Source organism: Saccharothrix obliqua (assembly GCF_019375475.1).
Taxonomy (GTDB): Bacteria; Actinomycetota; Actinomycetes; order Mycobacteriales; family Pseudonocardiaceae; genus Actinosynnema; species Actinosynnema obliqua.
In genome coordinates this window covers 712,422-731,104 of the sequence record NZ_JAHXGQ010000002.1, presented here as the reverse complement: position 1 = coordinate 731,104, position 18,683 = coordinate 712,422, and the positions used below count along the sequence as shown (strand labels likewise).

The following is an 18,683-nucleotide window of genomic DNA, read 5'->3' as shown; positions in this document are numbered from 1 at the left end:
GGGGTCACCGGCTCCGCTGTGCTTGTTCCGGGCCGGATGACGCCGGTGGAGGTGGCATCGGCGGAGGAGGAAGTGTCAGAGCCGATAGGGGCGCGACGTCGCTGTCGGTGGCGGTCGGTGGCCGGACGTGCGGCCAGGCATCGCAAAGTCCGGACAGGGACCTCCGCGTGCTACCGGCTGTGTTGAGTGGAAGCCAGACCTCGTCGGCCGGGCTGGGCCGGATGGCCTGGGGGTCGAGGAGGTCGGCCGCGGCGGTGGCGATCGGCACTTGGCCGGGAGTGTCCAAGTCCAGCCAGACGCGGTGGATCAGCTTGCGGGCGTTGGCTTCCCGTTGTGCCGTCAGCAGCCACACCAGCAGCGGAGTGGTGATGCCGGTGGCCTGGGCCAGGGCCGCGTAGCCTGTGATCTTCCCCGCGACCTTCGGCAGTGACTCGGTGCCCAGGTCGTACTCCAGGAACCACTCGACCTGCCGGTCGTCGGCGCGCCAGCGGCCGTAGCCGTCGGGTTTGACCATGTCGCCGAAGTGCCGGGCGCAGCGGGTCTCCGACCACCACGCCGTCAACGCGACATCTTCTCCGGGCAGGGGGTGGCGTGCCCGGTCGACCAGGGCGGTGAACCACTCGTTGACGCCGACGGTGTGGGCCAGGCGCAGGCTGTGGGCGATGCCGAAAGCCCGTTCGTGACGGTAGCCGAAGTCTTTGACGTCCACGCCGTTCTCGGCGGCGAGCACAGTCGCGCCCGCGGGAGCCAGGACGTAGTGCATGGGCGCGGTGCCGGTGGCGACGAGTGGGCGGAACCGGTCGACGACGCCCCAGCCGTGCAACTCCCGCAAGCGTTGGCGTCCGGACCGGAACGACGGGAAGGCGAGCGCGGTGATCTGGTGGGAGGTGAGGACCCGGTGCTCCCAGAGCATGCGGCAGATCCACCTGTCGCGTGGTGTCAACCGCCGCGCCAACATGGCCAGGTGGTCGGCGGAACTCGCCGCACGCGGTGTGGGCCGCGCAGGCGTGTGGCCGCGCAGAGCACGCTGGCGGGTGGGATCGGTGATCATGGAGAGGGCCTCCTGACGGGTAACGTGGGGACGTCTCCGCCGCGGCGGTTCGTGCCGAGGTGTGGCTGTAGTGGACGTCAGCTGTTGCGGCGTGGATCGGTGCTGCGCGGACGCGCGACGGGCTCCGTCCAGCGGGGTGTCGCGGTGGGCTCGCTGGCCTGGGTTCGAGCCGCCCGGCGCGCCATGGCGCGGATCTGCCGGGCGCGGCCGGGCACTGCGGGCGGGAGGGGCCGGGTACGCATGGTGAACGGCGCGGCGTTCCCACCGTTGAGCACGAGGCGAACTGCGGCGTGGTAGGCGCCGAGGTGAGTGAGGTCGTGGTCGGACAGTTGCGGCGCGGTGTGGCGGGACAGTTCGCGCGCGTCTTCGGGGCCGGCGTTGAAGAAGATCTTCGAGCGGGCGTTGGTCGACATGCCCTCCCGCAGTTCGCGGGGGAGTTGGCCGAGGTGCTGGTTGGCCAGGGTCATCGCGACCCGGAAGCCGCGAGCCTCGGCGAGCATGTCCTCGATCGGATAGGGCAGATTCAAGAAGTTGTGACACTCGTCGATCACCATCGAGGCGTCCCGGCGTTGCCGTTGCGGGATACGGGCCCGACCGGTGGTGGCCTGCCACGTACGGGCGACCACCAGCGACCCGACCAGCCGCGTGGTCTCCTCGCCCAACGTGCCCTTGGGGATGCGCACCAGGCAGATACCGCCGTCGAGCACCCGCCCCATGTCCACTGTGGAGTGGCCGCCCGCGATCGCGTCGCGGACGAACGGCCTGAGCAGGAATGCGCGGAGTTTGTTCATCAGCGGACTGATGACCTGCGAGCGGGACGAGTCGGTGAGATCCTCGTACCAGGACCAAAAACCTCGTAGCACCGGGTCGGTGACGGCGGCGGTGACGCGGCTGCGGAACGACGCGTCCCCGAGGAGCTTGGGCAGGTCGGCCAACGTGGCGACACCGTCCTGGCCGCGCAGGGTGAGGCAGGCGGCGCGCATGACGTCGTCGGTGCGTGGTCCCCAGAACGCTGAGTACACCCTGCGGAACACCGACACGAGGTTGTCCACCACCAGGTCGGTCTCCCCGCCGTCGAGAGGATTCAGGCACGGCGGTCGGGACTTGCTGTCGGCGTCGAAGAGCACGACGCGGTCGGCGGCCGACTTCGGCAGGCGGGAGAGGACATCGGTGACGAGGTCACCCTTGGGGTCGATCAGCACGATCCCGCGGCCGGCCTCGGCGTCGGACAGGACCATGTTCCCGAGCAGCGTGCTCTTGCCGGAGCCGGTCGCGCCGAGGACGTGCAGGTGGTGACGGGCGTCCGGGACACGTAGCGCGACGGGCCGCTGGTGGCCGGTGTCGGCGACCCCGATCGGCTTGGCGTCCGGCCCTGGTGTGGCGATGCCCGGCGGCGGTGCGATGGCGCGGGCTCCGGCGCGTTGGACGCCGGGGATGGCCTCGTCGGTGGGCAGGTGCGCGATCGCCGCCAGTTCGGGAACCGACAGCAGGTCGCCACGTCCGAGCCGTCGTGAGCCCACCACGGCGCCGGGGTGGCGGAGGCGGTGTCGGGTGTAGTGGTTGTGCTCGGTGTAGGAGGCGAACGAGGCCGCCAGGGCGTGGGCACGTCCGCGGGCGACCTCCCGCGCCTGGCGGACCTCGCCATCATCGGCGTCGGCGGGCAGCAGGGTCGCCACGGCGTAGCGGACGACCGTCTCGAACTGACTGCCGCGTTGCTTTCCGACGATCGCGCGGTTCTGCGCGGAATATTCCAGTGAGGTCTGCGGGTCGCTGCGAGAGGACGCCCTCGACCTCGCGACACCCGCACGTCGTAGATGGCTGCCGGTGCAGGGGGTAAGCGCGTCGAGCAGTCGGCCGACCAGCCGGGTCGAGCCGCCGATGTGGACCCGTCGGGCGGCGCGGCGGGCTTGCTGGACGCGGCGGCCGGTGACCGGGCGGGCCAGCACCTGCACGCAGGCGTAATCGTCGCGCGCGAGCCCGACCGGCGCGCCGATCAGGGCACGCAGGGGGTCGGCGTCGAAGTCGCTGCGCAGGGGCAACGCCTCGGGGCGGGCCAGTCGCAGTTCGCCGCCGACCACCAGCCGCCGTTGCCCCTCGCCCGGTGTGGGCAGAGGCGGTCCGGCCGGGCCGACACGGGTGTGCGCGCCGGGCCATGCGGCCTCGATGGCGCGTTCGACCAGTCCGGGCGGGATGAGTCCGGGTATCCACCACCGGATTGCGACCCCGGCTTCGGAGAACACGTACTCGCACGCCACGTGGGGTTGACCGGTCAACGCCCGCCGCCACCCGGGGCGCAGCAGGCCAACGAGGTTCGACCACAGCGCGTCCCCTCCCGCGGGGTCCACGGTGGGAGGGGCGAGCACGGTGACCTGCCGGGCGTCGGCCAGCAGCAGTTCGTGGCAGCGCCGTGCCCACCACCGCCGAGCGATCACGATCGCGGTGACGAGCACGGCGAGAACCGGGACCGCGATCGGGCCCCAGTCCGACGCGAGGGCACGCAGCCGGGCGAGCAGCGTCAGCAGAGCGCCACCGGGGTCACGCAGGTAGTCCTCCAGCCACTCGGCCACCGCGGCGGACGACTCGGCGAGCGGGGTGTTGGTGGGGGAGAGCGGACCGGCTGGGCGATCAGGAACAGCCGGTATCCGAGACAGCATGATCGAGTCCCTTCATGGGCGAGGCGCGATCGGAGCGCGGGCGGCGAGGAGAAGCGCCACGGTTCAGGCAGTGTCGAGGTGGATCTCATCGGGGTCGGATTCGTCGTCGGTCTGGGAGCTGTCTTCGTCGAAGCCCAAGTCGACGAATGCGGTGTCGGCGTGGTCGACCGGTTCGGTGGTGTCGGCGTAGGCGGCGAGTTCGGCCGGGTCGCTGGTGACCAGGTAGTGCTCGGTCGGTGAGGCGATGCTCTGGAACGCCACCCTCTGTGTCCCGGCCGCCAGCAAGCCCTGGCCACGGTCGGCCGAGAGCAGGAACGCGCGTTCACCGCCGGAGAGATCGAACGTTCGGGTGATCTCGTCGATGGCCTGCGACGCCTGCCGCAGCAGGATCTGGGTCGCCGCGTTGGCCACGACAGCCTTGCCCAGGTCGCTGCCGAGGACGTCGGCGGTGTCCTGGGTCGCCACGGTCAGCCCGGCCCAGTGCTTGCGGCCGGCTTTGGCCATGCGGAGCAGGAACTCGGCGCCGGAGGGCTCCTTCATCAGCAGCCACGCCTCGTCCACCACGACCAGCCGTGGGCGGCGGATGGCCGGGTTGGACACCCGCCGCCACACCGCGTCCAGAGTCAGCAGGGTCCCGATGCCTTTGAGTTCGTCGGGCAGGTCGCGCAGGCTGAACACGACGAGATGGCCTTCGGGGTTGACGCTGCTGGGCCCGTCGAACAGTTGCTTGAACGCGCCCTCGACGAACGGGTGCAGCTTCGCCGCCAGCTCGCCCGCGGCCCGGTCGCCCGCCTGCCCGGCGCCGCCGAGGCGGTCGCGCAAGTCCCGTAGCGTCGGCGACGGGCGGGTCCAGGTCCGGGCGTCGGCGGTGATCCCCACGCTCTGGTAGGTCGCGGCGATCGCCCGGTCCAACGCCGCCCGCTCCGCCGCCTCCGGCTCGCCGCCGAGCAGGACGTCGAGCAGGGTGTGCAGGAACAGCGACCGGCGCACCAGCGCGTCCTTGGGCGCGGTGCGGTGGCCGTCCGGGCGGGTGTGGACGGGCAGGTCGAACGGGTTGACCCGGACACCTGGCGCGCCGAGGTGAAGATAGGTGCCGCCGACCGCGGCGGCCAGGCGGGCGTACTCGTCCTCGGGGTCGACGACGGCGATCTCGACGCCCCGGTACAGGTTGCGCAGCAGCTCCAGCTTCACCAGGTATGACTTGCCCGCCCCGGAGCGGCCGAGGACGACCGAGTTGTGGTTGTGCATCCCGTCGCCGAACCGGTCCCAGTGCACCAGCCCCTGCGAGCCCATGTTGTAGCCGTAGAGGACACCCGAGGGCGCGGCCACGCTGGTCGGGTCGGGGGCGGGCAGGTCGGGGCTGGTGAACGGGAACGCCGCCGCCAACGCCGAGGTGTCGAACGTTCTGCGCATCCCGATGAGGTCCAGGCCCATCGGCAGCGTCGACACCCAACCCTGAAGGGACCGGTAGGTGGTGTGCTTGGCGTCGAGCAGCAGGCTCGCGCACAGCGACCGCAGCGCGGCCACCTCGTCGGCCAGCGTCTTCTCCGAGGCGGCGTGGATGGTCAGGTACAGGCCGACCCGGAACAGCTTTCCCTCCCCGCGGGCGACGCGGGAGGACAGGTCGTAGGCGTCCTCGGTCGCGGCCTCGACTCGGGGGTCGAACAGACGGCCGTGTTCGGCGGTGTGCCGTCGCCCCGCCTCCAATTTCGCGAGCTGCTTCTGCAACCGCGAGGCGGCGGTGGCCGGGTCGATCGGCTCGATGTGCACCGACACGTCCAGCCGGCCGGGGTAGGTCAGCAGCGGCGTAAGCCAGCCGGGATGCACCTCACGGGGAAACCCGACGACGGCGAAGCTGGCGACCCACTCGCCGCCGACCTCCAGATGCCGCGCGGCCACCGACAACGCGTCGGGAGTGAACGCGGCGGCTGCCGTCGGAGCGGCCGGGCGGTTGCCGCGGGTGGTGCGGGCGCGAGCGGCCATCAGGACTGTCCCCTGCCGTCCTCATAGTCATCCGGGGTGAGGTCGGCGCCGAAGGTGGTGATGACCTCGTCCGCGGCGGCCAGCCCCGCTGACGGCGGCAGCAGGCTGTCGGGGTTGCATGCCGAGGCCAGCACCGCCGTGGCCTGCCCCGCGTCGAGCGGGGTGACCACGATCCCGGCCGGGGACAGCAAGTCGATCGCCTCACCGAGACGGCGCACCAGCCGTGACTCCGCTGCCCGGCGGGCCCCGGCGTCGACCCGTCCGCCCGCCTGCTTACGGCGCGCTGCCATCGACGTGAGCACCGCCAGCGGGCCGGGTCCGCCCAAGCCGTCGGTCAGGGTCGCGACGTCGAACGGCTCGCGCAGCACGAGCAGCACCTGACGACGCAGCAGGTCGGACTGCTGCCCGAGCTGGACCAGGTAGTCGGCGTGCTCGACCGCGGCGGCCTCCAACGCGGGGTGTGGCAGCCCACCCGCGCGGTCGCGCAGCTCGGCGATCCGGGGGGAGAGGTCGAGGCGTTCGGTGCGCACGAGAACCTGCACCGGCGCGGTCAGCGAGTGCAGGTAACGGCCGAAGCCTGCTACCAGGGCTTCCTGTTCGTTCGGGGTCCGCAGCGCGAAGTTCACCGTCGAGGCGACCGCGACCACCGCCAAACCGTCGGCACCGAGGTCGACCACGCCGGTCTCGGTGACCGCCTCGGCCGGAAGCCGCAACGCCGCGGGCGACACCTGTTCCGGTTGCCCGACCCGGCCATTGCGCCGGTTCCCGGCCCGGTCGGTGCCTGGGGTGAGCCACGCGGGCGCGGGACGCACGCCCTCGGGCGCGGCGACCCGGTGACGGGGCGAGATCCGCTGGCGGATCGCGGCGACGAACAGCATGTCCAGTGGCACGCCGTCGCGTCTGCCCAGGGCGAGCATCGCCGCAGCCGCGCCGACCGGGACGGCGAAGGCCAGGAACACCGGGATCGGGACGACGGCACGGGTGGCCGCCCAGATCAGGTAAAGCACCGCCCCGGTGGCGGCGAGGATGGCGAGTTGCCGTGCGGTCAGTGGCCCGAGCACACGGTCGTGCATGTCGACATCAGCCGGGATACGAACGGGAGCGGTCACGACGTCTTACCCCCTGGCTTGCGACCCGGCCGCCCCGGCGGCGATGGTGGGCTGGAGCGCGGTGGCTTGGTGGGTGTGGGCAGGTCCAGCGGCAACCGCAACTGCCGTCCCGCGCGCGGGATGGGGCGAGATGAGGCGGGCGCTGGCGGAACGGAAGTGGGCGTGGGAGTCCGGCGCACGCCGTCCAGCGGCAGCGGGTACTGGCCGTCGCGGGTCGCCCGGTTGCCCGTGTACGGGTCGGAGGGCAACTCCGGTTGCACTCCCAGGCGTCCATTCGGTCGCGAACGTAGTGGGGGCGGTGGACCGGCCGGACGCGGCACCCGGCGTACGCCGTCCAGGGGCAGCGGGTACTGCCCGGACCGGTTGGGTCGGTTGCCCTGGTAGGGGTCGAACGGCAACTCAAACTGCTTGCCGCCAGCAGTGCGGGTGCGACGACCGCCGGTGTCCGTCCCGGTGGATGCGGTTGACGGTGGTGTCGTGCGTCGGACATCGAGGGGGAGCCGGTACTGCCCGTCGCGGCCGAGCACCGGCTTGTTCTCCGGCCAGTCCCCACCCAGCGGCAGTGCCAGCTGGCGGCCCCGCGGCCTGGGTTGTCGCGAGGCCGTACCGGGCTTCGCCTTCGGTGTGGGCCCGCCTGTCGGGCGGGCCCGGCGCACACCGGGAAGCGGCAGGACATACTGCTCGTTCGCCGTGGCGCGCGTGCTGGAGTACGACATCGACGGACCGCTACCGCCACCGCCGTCCCGACCGCCGCCCAACGGGAGCGGCTTCGGGCGCGCGCCGCCGCGACCGCCGAGTAGACCGAAGGTCTTGTAGGCGAGGAAGCCTTTGACCACCGACCCGATCAGGCCGCGCCTGCCGCCACCGCCGCGCACCGACGACAACACCCAGAACGGGACTTTGAACAGGATGTACGTCAGCGCGAGCGCGACCAGGAGGTTGACCAGACCGGACACGGTCGGGCCGAAGACGGTGAACCCGCCGGGGGCGAGGAACACCTTCATCGCTGTGATCAACGTCAGGCTCTGGCCGAGTTGGACCGCGAGACACCCGCCGTAGGCTTTCCACCACCAGTAGGCGATGCCCTCGGTCTGCGGCAGGGCGTGGAACATCAGCGCCAGCGGCGCCCCGGCGATGAGGATGATGGTCAGCGCGACTCGCACGACGTAGGTGATGAGCAGCGCGACGAGCATCCCGACGAGAACGATGCCGATGAGGATGATCCAGATGCCGCCGTTGAGACTGCCCAGCACGAGGTTGCGCAGCGTCTCGCCCGCGGCGTTCGCGTCGACCCCGCCGCCCATGATCGCCGCGACGAGCGCGTTGGCGATCTGGATGCCCTTGGTAGCCACCCACAGGCTCAGGGCACCGGCCAGGAACCCGACCACCAAGCGCGGTGTGAGTTCCTTGATGGAGTGACGGGCCTGGACGGTCTGGTAACCCATCACGATGGTCCCGGCGATGAGCACGAGCAGGCCGTAGGAGACCAGCAGGATCTGCCAGGAGTTGTCCCACAGTTCGCCCACCCGCGGCAGCGAGTCCGGCGTCGGCGTGGTCAACAGCGTCCTGGACAACAGGTCCAACAACGGGTTCAGCGCGTCGGTGACGATGCCCCGGAAGAACGCGATGATGCCTGCGTTGACGCAGGCGCCGATGTCGGTGATACCGCAGTCGGTCTCCTTCCACTGTCCGGGCTGCCCGGCACCGGGGCTGGTCGACGGCGCGGCGGTGGTGCCGGGCCGCGGGATGCAACCCTCGCCAGTGCACGGCGGCGTGGTCGGAGGCCCGGTGAGGACAGGCAGCGGCAGCCCGGTGGACGTCGTGGGCAGAGGGCAGGTCGGCTGCGGTAGAGAACCGCAGGGAATCGGGTCAACCGCCGGGCTCGGCAGCAGTGGCACGGCGGCGGCCGTCGCGACCGAGTCGGGCGTGGACACCGCGGCAAGGGAACCGCCCAGCAGGACGACCAGGCTCGCCAAGGCCACCAGCACCCGGCGGGGAAGACGCACCGCCCGTACGGCCCACCAGGGGTTCGCGGTCGAAGGCGCGTGGCTGTGGCGGCTGCCCTCCGGGCCGACTGTGTCCGACGTTCCGTGATGAGGCGGGGTGATGGTCAGGTCGACCCGCGCGCGCCGCGTGGTGGACCTGCTCGACGGACACATCAGGCCCCCACGATGCCTTTGAGGACGGTGACGACCAGTGGGGCGAGCGCGGCCAGGCCGTAGCCGATCCCGGCGGCCTTGAACGCCTCCTTGGCCTTCTCCTGCTCACCGGGGTCGCCACCGCCGAACACCCGGCGAACGCCGCCGATGGTGAGGAAGACCGTCGCCAGTCCGGCGAGGATGCCCATCAGCCAGTTGCGAATGTTGGTCAGGACTTCCTCGACGCTGCCCGCGACCGCGAGCACGACCGGGTCCGCGTGGGCGGTCGCACCGGACATGAGCAGGACCAGCACGACCAGCCCGGTGAGCATCGCCGCCACAGCTCCGCGACCGCCACAGGTCGGAGGTATCCCGGTCCCACGCCGGACCGCTGGGCGGACGCGGAAGGCGGTATCACGGCCGCCCGGTGGGAGACCACGGACGATCCGGAGGCCGAGGAGCCCACGGCTGGTGCGAGGACGAACGGTCAGGCGCATCGCGGCACTCCCGGTGTCGAGCCCGGCGCCGGCTGCGGCGGCGCGGGCGAGGAGGTGGTGTGCGCGGGAGTGACGGGACTCCCGCATCCCTGAACTCCGCGAGATCGGCCCTGCGGGGACATGCGGTCGCCGGATTTCCGCGCCGCGCGTGCCCGAGTGGCGGTGACCGAGCGCGTCGGCTCGGCGGTGGCGACCACGTGTTCGGCGGCTGCGGTCATGGCCAGCGCATCGGCGACCCGGTTCACCGGATCGCCCTCGTACGCACCGGGATCGGCCGCGGCGTGAGTGTCGTCGAGCAGGTAGGCGACGAGGCGGTGCTCGGCACGCCGGCGCGCCTTCTTCGCGGCCTGGTAGGACACGCCACGCGTGGTGGCGGCGTCCGCCAGCGGCACACCTTCCAGGCGGGTCGAGCCGATGAGTTCTGCCTCGGCGGCGGTGATCGCGCCCTCGGCGACGGCGCGTGCCAGGACGAAGTCCGGATGACCCCACGGCGGCTGCGGCAAGGTCGAGCGGAGTCCGTGCCCGACGGGCACCGGGGCGGTGAGCGCTTCGCGGACCGCCGCGTGACCGCCGCGGTAGGCGGCCCACCGCAGCCGCAGCATGATGCGCGGCCGACGCAGGTCGACCTCGCCGAGTGCGGCGACGAAACCGCTCAGGACAGCGGCGTGGACGTCACTGGGATCACCGGCGAACCTGGCCGAGAGCCTGGCGGCGACGGAGGTCAACGCCGGCAGTGCGACACCGACCGCGCCGACTGTCCACACAGCGCCCTCGGTGCGGGCGAGGAGGACCAGGTGCGCCCACACCGCGTCGCGCGTCGACTGCGGGCACTGGCGGCGCAGCAGTCGGTCGCGCACCTCGTTCAGCGGCACCCGCCGTGCCGGGAAGTCGGGGAGCAGTCGGCCGTCGACGGCCACCGGGTGCGGACCGGTGATCAGCCACTCGAACGCCGAGCGGGCGGCGTCCAACGGCATGGAGTGCTCGAAACCCGAGCGCGAAATAGCGTCATGCGAACCCATGGGAATGGCTCCCGAAGCAAGTCGGAAACAACGACCCGCTCAGGACGCCACAGTGGGTGTCACCAACCGCCTACCGAACCGGCACCGGATTGGTACGGCCAAGGCACCGACGACGTACCGGCACGCTCCGGGCTTCCGACGCGATCACCGGCGGCCGTGCGTCAAGGTCGCCCAGGGTGGGCGGTAATGGCGGTTCACCTGCTGGTACCGGGGGTGGTACTCGACCGGTACCAGTGTGGTCGCGGGCGCGCGGCCGATGGTCCCGCCCGACCGCCGCGCTCAGGCAGACGAAGTCGGCGAGCCGCCGAAACGGCAACCCGCTCCGCCTGGAACCGTTTTCTCCTATAGCACCGGGTCACATCGGCGACGACTCCCGTCGGCCGAACCGCGCGGCGACCTTTTTCGAGATATTCGCCGACCGAGTGTCCCCTCATGGCCGGTATCGCGGAGTTCAGGGATGTCGTCAGCGCCTCGCACCACCAAGGCGCACCGCCCTCGCGAAGGGGACACCCGTGACGCAACCCGACCACCGCGCACCCCGACGCCGGTCCGACACCACCCACTCCACCTCGACCCGCCCCGGCGGACGACGGAGTGGGGACCGACGCCCCTGGCCGACCGCCCCGTTCACCACTCGCCTCAGCCCCGGCAAGCCCGCCGACAGCACCACCCGTCGGCGGTCGCGCGACTCGACCTCGACACCCACCCCGGCCACCGTCTGGACCGCCGGAACGCACCCCATCGACCTCGACGCCACATGGCCCACCGCGCTCGTGGAGAAGGTCGTCGTGTCGTTCAGTGCGCCTGCCGCGCGAGTCGTCCTGGTGGACTGGCCGACCTCGACCGCCGACCCCGCGTCGGCGACCGAGTTGGTCGACGCGGCGCGCGCGGTCGAACGCCTCGACCGAACGGCGCGTGTCGCGCGCGTCCCGGTCGAGAGCCCGCCGTCCAACTCGGCCTCGACTCCGGCCCGCGCAAACACCGGGCCGCTCCCCACTACCATCCCGACGGCTCCGGTCGCCCCGCGAACGGCAACGCGCCACCGTGGCACAACACACCCCGGCACCGCCGACCTGGTCGTCACCAGTTGGCGCCCGTCGCTGCCCTGTGGCATCGGTGCCGCGGACCTCGTCGCCCTGTTCGCTGCACGCCTGCTGCGCCTCGGCGGAATCCTCGTCGTGCTCACGCGCTGCGACTGGACGAGCGGCGAACTGCTCGACCTCACCGGCGCCGCGGTGACCGCCGGACAGAACGCCGACCTGCTCTACCTCCAGCACATCGTCGCCGTCCACACACCTGTCCACGACGGACGCTTTGAGCTGCCCGGTGCCCATCCGGGCCACCCGCACAGTGCGGACAGCAAGGACCCGCGGACCCGCGCGCGCCGCATCGCGTCGGAGCATCGCCGAGCCCCGGAACCACACCGGCGGATCCATTCCGACGTCCTGGTCTTCGCCCAGCCACACGACCACCAGCCACCACCCTCACCGCACCAGGACAGTCGCCTTCGGAGCGGAGACCTCCGATGACCGCGTGCGAGGCCGTCTTCATCCAGCCCATCCCGTGCCCCCGGAAGAACACCGCGGCGACACCCGACCACGCCGCTTCGCCCTCCGCCGGCGACCAGCCGACCCGGCGCACTCCACCCGCGCTTGTCGCCGTGCCCGAGATCCCGCCCGCGCTCTCGGTGTGGACCACCGCGCAGACGTCACCGGCCGCCCAGCGCAAGGACTTCTACGTCCCGGAGTCGACCGCGCACCCGGCCAAGATGCTGCCCGAGGTCGTCCGCCACGCCGTCGCCCACTACACCGAGCCGGGCGAGCTGGTGCTCGACCCGATGTGCGGCATCGGCACCACGCTCGTCGAAGCAGTCCGGCTCGGTCGACGCGCCGTCGGCGTGGAGTACGAACCGCACTGGGCCGACATCGCGACCGCCAACCTCGCGTTGGCACGCGAGCGGGGCGTCGACCACGACGCGCGGGTCATTCGCGGCGACGCCCGCCAACTCGTGACCCTGCTGCCGGCCGAGTACGTGGGCCAGGTGGCGCTGGTGGTCACCTCACCGCCCTACGGACCGTCGACCCACGGCCAGGTGTCCGCCACCCCGGCGGGGGTGCAGAAGTACCACCACCTCTACGGCAGCACCTTGGACCGCGGCAACCTCGCCAACATCGGCCACCACCGACTGCTGGCCGGGTTCACCCGCGTCCTCGCCGCCCTGCGCACCTTCCTACGGCCGGGCGGACACGTCGTCATCACCGCCCGCCCGTGGCGCGAACACGCCGAACTGATCGACCTGCCCTCACAGGTCCTCGCCTGCGGCCACGCGGCCGGATTGGTGGCCGTCGAACGCGACGTCGCGCTACTGGCCCGCGCCGCCGACACCGACCTGGTGGCGCGCGGCAGCTTCTTCCAACGCGACTTCATCCGCAAGCAGCGCGAGTCGGGACTGCCCCTGCATCTGATCGCCCACGAAGACGTCCTCGTCCTCCGCACGCCGCCGCACTCCGCCGCCGTGCAGGCAGCAGCACGGCGCCATCCCGCCTCGCAACCGGATGCCGCGCGCGGGTCCGCCTCAGCGAAGTCGGCGGCATGAACACCGGGCCCCTGATCGGGTCGTTGTGCACCGGGTACGGCGGACTCGACCTCGGCGTGCTCGCCGCGCTGGGCACGGGACGCATCGCCTGGTGCGCCGACAACGACCCCCACATCGCCACCGTGCTGGCCGCCCGCATGCCGGGCGTGCCCAACCTCGGCGACCTTCGCGCCGTCGACTGGACCGCGGTGCGCCCGGTCGATGTGGTGACCGCCGGGTTCCCCTGCCAGGACATCTCCGCTGCCGGCAGACGCGCCGGCATCGAGAAAGGCACCCGCAGTGGACTCTGGCGCGACATCATGGCAGCCCTTCGCGTACTACGACCGCCGCTCGTCGTCGTGGAGAACGTCGCCGCCCTCAGGTGGCGCGGCGGCGGACTCGACCGTGTACTCGCGGACCTGGCCGAAGCGGGGTACGACACTGTCTGGCGCAGCGTTCGCGCCGCCGACGTCGGAGCCCCGCACCTCCGCGAACGCCTCTTCCTCCTGGCCTGGCCCCGACTCGGACCACCCGCTGCTGCCCACACCCCGCGCCAGCGACACCGGCACCCCCGGCCGCCGACCCGGCCCCGGTTTCCGGCCACCGCTGTCCCACCGGATCCTCCCCTTCGCCCGTTCCTCGGTGCGACTGCTGCCGACGCCACGGGCTTCGGATGGCGTGAGTGGTTCGCCCAACTACCACGACAGCAAGGGCCACCCCTCCCTGCCCGCGGCGGCCCACAGCCTGCTCCCGACACCCCGGACGGGAACCAAACGCACCAGCGCCCGTCGGGCACGCCGCCCGGCCGCACAAGGCGGCGCGGCCGGGGCGAGCCTGGAGCAGGCGCTGGAGTTGGCTCGCGGTGTCCTGCCCCACGAGTTCCGCGACTGGACCGAGGTGCCCGCGTCGTGGATTTCGGCGGCTACGAACCCGCCATCCAGCGGTGGGAACACCGCCTGAACCGCCCAGCTCCCGACCCGACCACGACCGGCCAACGCCAGTCGACGGTCCTCAACCCCGCGATCGTCGAATGGATGATGGGCCTGCCCGAAGGCTGGGTCACCGCCCTCCCACTGCCCCGCACCGCCCAACTCCACGCCCTCGGCAACGGCGTCGTCCCCCAACAAGCGGCCCACGCCGTCGACCTCCTCCTCGACGACCTCGCCGCACTGCTCCACCACGACGCCCTCTCCCGCACCAGGCGGGAGGCGACCGCCGCATGAGTTCACCACCGACCCTGCGGCTGCTGTCCCTGGGCGCCGGAGTGCAGAGCACCACCGTGCTGCTACTGGCCTGCGCCGGTGACATCACGCCCTTCGACATGGCCCTGTTCGCCGACACCGGCTGGGAACCCCGCGCCGTCTACACCAACCTCGAACGCCTCACGACCTACGCCGAGAGCAAGGGAATCCCGGTGCGCCGCGTCTCCGCGGGAAACATCCGCGCCGACGCCCTCGACCCCCGCCACCGGTTCGTCTCGATGCCCCTGCACACCCTCAACCCCGACGGCTCCCGAGGACTCGCACGGCGACAGTGCACCAGCGAATACAAGATCACACCGCTGAAGAAGGCAGCCCGCGAGCTACTGGGCTACCCGCACCCACGGCGGATTCCTCGCGGAATGTACGCCGAGCAGGCCATCGGCATCAGCACCGACGAGATCGGCCGCGCCAAGGACTCCGGCGTGCGGTTCCTGCGCAACGTCTTCCCCCTGCTCGACCTCGGCTTCGACCGAGCACGATGCATCGAGTACCTCGCCGAACACGGCTTCGAGAAGACGGTCAAATCAGCCTGCGTCGGATGCCCGTACCACGGCAACGCCGGCTGGCGCTGGATCCGCGACAACGACCCGCACGGCTGGGCCGAAGCGGTCCAGTTCGACCACGCCATCCGCCACGGCTACCCCCACGCCACCACACAGGGCCAGCAGTTGCACGGGCAGTACTTCCTGCACCGGTCCTGTATCCCCCTTGACCAAGCCGACCTCGACACACCCGCGGCAGGCAAACGACACCTGCGGCTCATCACCGCCGAATCGACACGCGAGGAAGACGACGACCCGGACGGCTGCTCACCCTGGTCATGCCGCTCCGGCCACCCCGCCGCCACCACGGACACCCGTCCAGCGGAACGCGCGGCATGAACGCCACGACCGAACCGGGCGCCCACCGCCGCCGCATACCGTCCCGGAGAAGAGAAACATGGTGCACCCGTCACGCCGAATAGCCGGCCGCCCGCACACCCGCCGCGTCCCACCGCCCGCTCACCATCCCGGAGAACCACCGCCCGGCGACTCCACTCCGGACACGAGCCGTGCCGAACCGCCACCGCAGCAGCGAGTCCCCGGCGAGAAAACACACGATCCCGGCGCCGCACCGGAACTTGTGTTGTACACACCGGAACAAGCCGCCGCGCTGCTCCAGGTCCGACCCTCGTGGTTGCGCCGCCGCGCCGCCGCCCGCGCGGTCCCCTGCCGCTTCCTCGGCAAACACCTCCGCTTCACGCGACAGGACATCGACGACATCGCCGCCGCGAGCAAGCACACACCCACGCGCCACACCCCGTAACCCGATCCGGGTAACGGTACGTACCAGGCTTGATCGCCTCGACCCGACGATGCGTCCATCAACCCATCACGCCACCCGAACCACCGCCAGCAGGGAGACACGCGGATGGCCTACTACGAACGGTCCGGCAGGAACTCCTGGCGAGTCCGGTATCTGCGGGACGACGGAAGCCTCGGATCCAAGACGGGTTTCACCACCGAGGAAGCCGCCAGGAACGAAGCCCGGCGCATTACCGAGCGTCGGCACGGCGGCACACCCACCAGTGAAGCCACCACGGCTGATCAACGGTTCGGCACCTGGATCGAGCCTTGGTTCGACTCACTCGACGTCGCACCGGCCACCTTGGCCCAATACCGAAGCCTGGTCCGCAACCACATCGGCCCCCGCTGGAGCGCGGTGCCCTTCAACACCATCAGCAACCTCGCCGCCCACACCTGGGCAGCGGAACTCCGCGCCGGCGGCCTCGCTGACAGCACCGTCAAGACCATCATGAAGCTGATCACCATGATGCTCGCCGACGCCGCCGACGAAGGCATCATCTCCACCACTCCCATACGACCACGTCGGCGTGGCCGGCGACGACCCCGGCGCAAACCCGACGTCGTCTGGGCAACACCCGAACAAGCACTGCTCGTCGCTCTCCAGGCCGGCGACCTCGTCGGAGAATGGGCCGCGGTCGTCATCGTCAGCGCGGCCTGGACCGGAGCCCGCTGGGGTGAACTCACCGGCCTGCAACGCGGCAACATCCACCTCGACGACGGCTGCTTCGTCATCGACCCCGACACCGGGGCCCTCCACGAAGTCGGCGGCACCCTGCAACTCGGCCCGCCCAAGACCGACTCCTCCGCCCGCACCGTCACCCTCCCACCCTTCCTGATCGACCTGTGGCGTCACCACCTCACCACCCACGACCACCCGCACATCTTCGTCACCTCCGAACGACAACTCCTGCGCCGCTCCAACTTCGGACGCCGCGCCATGCGCCCCGCCGCCGACGGCAACCACCACCGCACCAACCCCGCCGTATCCGTTCACCCCGTCGCACCCGGCCTGACGTTCCACGGACTGCGCCACAGCCACAACACCTGGCTCATCGCCGACGGCATCCCCGACGTCGGCCGCGCCCGCCGCCTCGGCCACCTCCTCCCCGATAAGATCCGGGAGATCTACGAGCACGTCGCGCCCGAAGTCGAAGTCACGATCCTCCAGCGTCTCCAACAGCGTTGGGTCGACGCCCTGGCCACCCTCGCCTCCCGCGCCACACCATCGACTCCCCACTGCGGGCCCCGCCCGCTCAGCCCGCCCGCCGCGTGATCCGCACGACCCACGACCGGCAACCGGCCGCGGCGAGAGGCAAACGCATGCGGTACGACCACGACAACGCCGAACCGGACACCGAACTCGTCAGGCAGGTGGAAGCGGGTAACCACCACGCCTACGGCACGCTCTACGCCCGTCACCTCTCCGCGGCCACCGCGACAGCACTCCGGCTCTCGCGATCCCGGCCCGACGCCGAGGACCTGGTCTCCGAAGCCTTCAGCCGGATCCTCGCCACATCGAGAACACGCCGGGATCCGATCAGGAACTTCCACGCCTACCTGCACACCACCCTCCGCCACCTGGCCTACGACCGCACCCGCCGGGAACGCCGCACCGTCCTCGTCGACGACATGGCCCACCTCATCGACCACGACACCCCCAGCCCCGAGAACGCCCAGGCAGTCGCCGACGAACATGCCCGTCTCGCAAAGAGCTTCGCGGAACTGCCCGCACGCTGGAGGGCGATTCTGTGGCTGATCGACATCGAGGGCCAGCGCCCCGCCGACATCGCACCCCGCCTGGGAGCCAGCCCCAACGCCATCTCGGCACTGGCCTACCGGGCACGGTCGGGACTACGACGCGCACTGGGCAGCGCGACCGGTGACACCGACAGACCGCCCGCAGTCCGACAAGCCTGAAGACGTGACGGTTTCAACCGGATGTCACCGGCCAGCGCGATACCCGACCGGCCGTGATCATGGCGACCGTCATGGCGAAGACCGCTTCGGCGAAGGAGTCGGAGTTGACGCGGACGGTCCAGAGCTACACGTCGTTGGCCCGCTCCGAACCAGTTGAATTCTCGCCGCTCGCCTCCGGACCGGATCACCAGCACGCACAGCATTCAGCGGGATGGCTCAGGGAACCGCCGGACGAACCCACCCGCGCTGCGCGGGAAGAACCCGATCCGCAACGTCCGCGGTGGGTGTCTGGAGGACTCACCCTTCGCTGCGCAGGGGACGATTCCCCGCCGCCGGAGAGCAGCAGCAGCGATCTACCGCGCTGCTGCGCGGGGGGCGGGGGGCCAGCACCTCGCGTGGTTCGATGGGCAGGAGCACGGACCGACTCCCGCTGCGCGGGGAGAACTGGTCACCTCGGACCCCGTGCCGCGCTGGTGACGACCCACCCCCGCTGCGCGGGGAGAACATGATCGCTTTACCCAGGGGGCTCAGCATCAGGGACGCACCCCCGCTGCGCGGGGAGAACGACGGCCCGATCACCCCGGATGAGCTGACCACGGACCTACCCCCGCTGTGCGGGGAGAACTGGATCTCCAGGTGGTGCAGGCTCGCGTCCAGGGACCCACCCCCGCTGCGCGGCGAGAACGCGGCGCGAACACGGAAGGTGAACGCGGGGATCGACCCACCCCGCTGCGAGGAGAACCGAGCAGGAGCGGGTCGCCACAGCGTCGGAGAAGACCCACCCCCGCTGCGCGGGGAGAACCTCCGCTGCGGCGACCTCGCCAGCTACGAGACCGCCCCACCCCCGCTGCGCAGGGAGAACCACATCACCCCCTATCCCAAGGCGGAGCCGAGGACCCACCCCCGCTGCGCGGGGAGAACCGGTCCGACAGCGGCTTGCCGAGCCGGGGATGGGACCGACCCCCGCTGCGCGGGGAGAACACGGTGGTCGGGAACCTTGTCCAAGACCCAGAGGACCCACCCCCGCTGCGCGGGGAGAACAGTTCCACGTCCGCATACGCCGCGGGCCTGGTGGACCCACCCCCGCTGCGCGGGGAGAACGCCGACGTCGGCTACTCCCGCACCCACCCAG

At 71.3% G+C, this 18,683-nt stretch carries 14 protein-coding genes, 1 pseudogene and 1 CRISPR repeat array (1 of these 16 only partly in view); of the genes and pseudogenes, 8 read left to right on the top strand and 7 right to left on the bottom strand.

Annotated features, from left to right (window positions below; genetic code table 11):
- Positions 1-4: 4 nt before the first annotated feature.
- The 7 genes from KZQ38_RS09225 to KZQ38_RS09195 form a co-directional block, all read right to left on the bottom strand.
- Positions 5-1,051, bottom strand: coding sequence for a replication-relaxation family protein (locus KZQ38_RS09225; RefSeq protein WP_219440222.1), 1,047 nt, complete (start codon positions 1,049-1,051; stop codon positions 5-7).
- A 77-nt stretch (positions 1,052-1,128) separates the two neighbouring features.
- Complete coding sequence (locus KZQ38_RS09220; protein ID WP_219440221.1) at positions 1,129-3,705, bottom strand: DUF8128 domain-containing protein; 2,577 nt, start codon at positions 3,703-3,705, stop codon at positions 1,129-1,131.
- A 63-nt stretch (positions 3,706-3,768) separates the two neighbouring features.
- Positions 3,769-5,688 (bottom strand): VirB4 family type IV secretion system protein, encoded by a 1,920-nt coding sequence (locus KZQ38_RS09215; RefSeq protein WP_219440220.1) that lies wholly within the window; start codon positions 5,686-5,688, stop codon positions 3,769-3,771.
- Positions 5,688-6,761, bottom strand: a complete 1,074-nt coding sequence (locus KZQ38_RS09210; protein WP_372452216.1) for a PrgI family protein — start codon at positions 6,759-6,761, stop codon at positions 5,688-5,690. Before KZQ38_RS09210 ends, KZQ38_RS09215 begins: the two co-directional genes overlap by 1 nt.
- Before the next feature lie 32 nt (positions 6,762-6,793).
- The gene (locus tag KZQ38_RS09205) at positions 6,794-8,695 is read right to left on the bottom strand and encodes a TrbL/VirB6 family protein (protein ID WP_308258314.1); all 1,902 of its coding nucleotides are present in this window, start codon (positions 8,693-8,695) and stop codon (positions 6,794-6,796) included.
- Positions 8,696-8,955: 260 nt separating this feature from the next.
- Entirely contained in the window at positions 8,956-9,267 is a 312-nt protein-coding gene (locus KZQ38_RS09200) for a pilin (RefSeq protein WP_219440218.1), read from the bottom strand.
- Positions 9,268-9,422: 155 nt separating this feature from the next.
- Positions 9,423-10,451 (bottom strand): hypothetical protein, encoded by a 1,029-nt coding sequence (locus KZQ38_RS09195; protein WP_219440217.1) that lies wholly within the window; start codon positions 10,449-10,451, stop codon positions 9,423-9,425.
- Between the two features lie 773 nt (positions 10,452-11,224).
- Between KZQ38_RS09195 and KZQ38_RS09190 the strand changes: the two genes are divergently transcribed.
- The 8 genes and pseudogenes from KZQ38_RS09190 (at position 11,225) to KZQ38_RS09160 (ending at position 17,551) form a co-directional block, all read left to right on the top strand.
- Positions 11,225-11,980 carry a hypothetical protein gene (locus KZQ38_RS09190; RefSeq protein ID WP_308258313.1) on the top strand — a complete coding sequence of 252 codons (756 nt, stop codon included), beginning with the start codon at positions 11,225-11,227 and terminating at the stop codon, positions 11,978-11,980.
- Positions 11,977-13,047: a TRM11 family SAM-dependent methyltransferase gene (locus KZQ38_RS09185; RefSeq protein WP_219440215.1), complete on the top strand. Its 1,071-nt coding sequence runs from the start codon at positions 11,977-11,979 to the stop codon at positions 13,045-13,047. The genes KZQ38_RS09190 and KZQ38_RS09185 overlap by 4 nt, the downstream gene beginning before the upstream one ends.
- Positions 13,044-13,484: pseudogene (locus tag KZQ38_RS36980) on the top strand (DNA cytosine methyltransferase); the annotation flags it as partial. The gene KZQ38_RS09185 and the pseudogene KZQ38_RS36980, both read left to right, overlap by 4 nt.
- 450 nt (positions 13,485-13,934) lie before the next feature.
- Positions 13,935-14,249 carry a hypothetical protein gene (locus KZQ38_RS36975; RefSeq protein ID WP_308258327.1) on the top strand — a complete coding sequence of 105 codons (315 nt, stop codon included), beginning with the start codon at positions 13,935-13,937 and terminating at the stop codon, positions 14,247-14,249.
- Positions 14,246-15,169, top strand: a complete 924-nt coding sequence (locus KZQ38_RS09175) for a hypothetical protein (protein ID WP_219440213.1) — start codon at positions 14,246-14,248, stop codon at positions 15,167-15,169. Before KZQ38_RS36975 ends, KZQ38_RS09175 begins: the two co-directional genes overlap by 4 nt.
- 244 nt (positions 15,170-15,413) lie before the next feature.
- Positions 15,414-15,593, top strand: a complete 180-nt coding sequence (locus KZQ38_RS09170) for a helix-turn-helix domain-containing protein (RefSeq protein WP_219440212.1) — start codon at positions 15,414-15,416, stop codon at positions 15,591-15,593.
- Positions 15,594-15,698: 105 nt separating this feature from the next.
- Positions 15,699-16,907 carry a tyrosine-type recombinase/integrase gene (locus KZQ38_RS09165; protein WP_219440211.1) on the top strand — a complete coding sequence of 403 codons (1,209 nt, stop codon included), beginning with the start codon at positions 15,699-15,701 and terminating at the stop codon, positions 16,905-16,907.
- The gene (locus tag KZQ38_RS09160; RefSeq protein WP_219440210.1) at positions 16,904-17,551 is read left to right on the top strand and encodes an RNA polymerase sigma factor; all 648 of its coding nucleotides are present in this window, start codon (positions 16,904-16,906) and stop codon (positions 17,549-17,551) included. Before KZQ38_RS09165 ends, KZQ38_RS09160 begins: the two co-directional genes overlap by 4 nt.
- Positions 17,552-18,325: 774 nt before the next feature.
- A CRISPR array of direct repeats spans positions 18,326-18,683; the repeat unit is 27 nt; unit sequence GACCCACCCCCGCTGCGCGGGGAGAAC; it runs 509 nt beyond the window's last position.

Coding starts and splice junctions, on each gene's coding strand:
- KZQ38_RS09225 (WP_219440222.1), bottom strand. CDS start 1,051: ATGATCACCGATCCCACCCGCCAGCGTGCTCTGCGCGGCCACACGCCT.
- KZQ38_RS09220 (WP_219440221.1), bottom strand. CDS start 3,705: ATGCTGTCTCGGATACCGGCTGTTCCTGATCGCCCAGCCGGTCCGCTC.
- KZQ38_RS09215 (WP_219440220.1), bottom strand. CDS start 5,688: ATGGCCGCTCGCGCCCGCACCACCCGCGGCAACCGCCCGGCCGCTCCG.
- KZQ38_RS09210 (WP_372452216.1), bottom strand. CDS start 6,761: ATGCACGACCGTGTGCTCGGGCCACTGACCGCACGGCAACTCGCCATC.
- KZQ38_RS09200 (WP_219440218.1), bottom strand. CDS start 9,267: ATGCTCACCGGGCTGGTCGTGCTGGTCCTGCTCATGTCCGGTGCGACC.
- KZQ38_RS09195 (WP_219440217.1), bottom strand. CDS start 10,451: ATGGGTTCGCATGACGCTATTTCGCGCTCGGGTTTCGAGCACTCCATG.
- KZQ38_RS09185 (WP_219440215.1), top strand. CDS start 11,977: ATGACCGCGTGCGAGGCCGTCTTCATCCAGCCCATCCCGTGCCCCCGG.
- KZQ38_RS09175 (WP_219440213.1), top strand. CDS start 14,246: ATGAGTTCACCACCGACCCTGCGGCTGCTGTCCCTGGGCGCCGGAGTG.
- KZQ38_RS09165 (WP_219440211.1), top strand. CDS start 15,699: ATGGCCTACTACGAACGGTCCGGCAGGAACTCCTGGCGAGTCCGGTAT.